General features: G+C 50.6%; 1 protein-coding gene. It reads left to right on the plus strand.

What is annotated here, in order from left to right:
- A partial coding sequence (locus AC1DWB_RS35695; RefSeq protein WP_477545798.1) for an SGNH/GDSL hydrolase family protein occupies positions 1-811 on the plus strand: 811 nt, incomplete at its 5' end.
- Positions 812-1,172 lie beyond the last annotated feature (361 nt).

Below are 1,172 nucleotides of genomic sequence, written 5' to 3' on the forward strand. Positions count from 1 at the left end.
GATATTGACCGGACAGCATCGGCGAGCTTTCAGGCCAGGAAAATTGTGGATTACGTCTGCAATCGCGTTTTCAGCATTAATGTTGCTCGGTGGAGGTACCGGCGGTTGGTTCCCGAGAACAGATGCGAATGTTGTAAGTGTTGCTGGCGTAATACCGCCTTCATCGTCGATCATACCTGAATCTACACCATCACCAACACCGATACCAACACCAGTACCTACACCAGTACATCAAATCTCGACAGCTACACCGACTCCACCTGTAGTCGACAAACCGATCCAGCCTAAACCAACGGATCCGATACATCCGCATGCCCCTGCATCCGGTAAAGGCATTACGGTAATTGGAGATTCGGTCATCCTCGATGCGGAGCCCTATCTTGAAAAGCTGCTGCCAGGCGTTCATGTCGAAGGAAAAGTAGGTCGTCAAATGTCCCACGCGGCCGACATCATCAAACAGCTCGAGTCCGAAGGCAAACTAGGCAATCGGGTGCTGATCGAACTAGGGACGAACGGATCGTTTTCCAAGAAACAGCTGGATGCCTTGCTCCTCTCACTCAAAGGCAAACAACAGGTCATTCTTGTGAACACTCGTGTCCCTCGGCCATGGGAAGATGAAGTCAATACCACATTAGCGGCCGCAGCTGAGAAATGTACCAATGTTACGCTTGTCGATTGGTATACGGCTAGCAAAGACAAAAATTCGTTGTTCTACGAGGATGGTGTGCACCTGAATGCTGAAGGCGCCGAATACTATGCCACCGTCTTGGCCAATGCGATTGAACCTGCTGCCGGCACTAGTCACTCATAAATCATATATGCCTTAATTAGATGCCAAAAACCGTCCGGATCCGGACGGTTTTTGGCGTATATCTCGGGCACGGGACGTACTTTCCCGGGGAGTTAGACTTTTTTTCCGTCTAACTCAGGCAATGGGACGTACTTTCCCGGAGACTTAGACGGTTTTTCCGTCTATCTCGGGCACGGGACGTACTTTCACAGAGAGTTAGACGGTTTTTCCGTCTATCTCGGGCACGGGACGTACTTTCCCGGAGAGATAGACGGTTTTTCCGTCTATCTCGGACAATGGGACATACTTTCGCGGGGAGTAAGACGGTTTTTCCGACTAACTCGGGCTCGGGACGCATTTTCGCTGAGGGTATATAGATGGT

It is taken from the genome of Paenibacillus sp. P4_E11 (assembly GCF_056401635.1).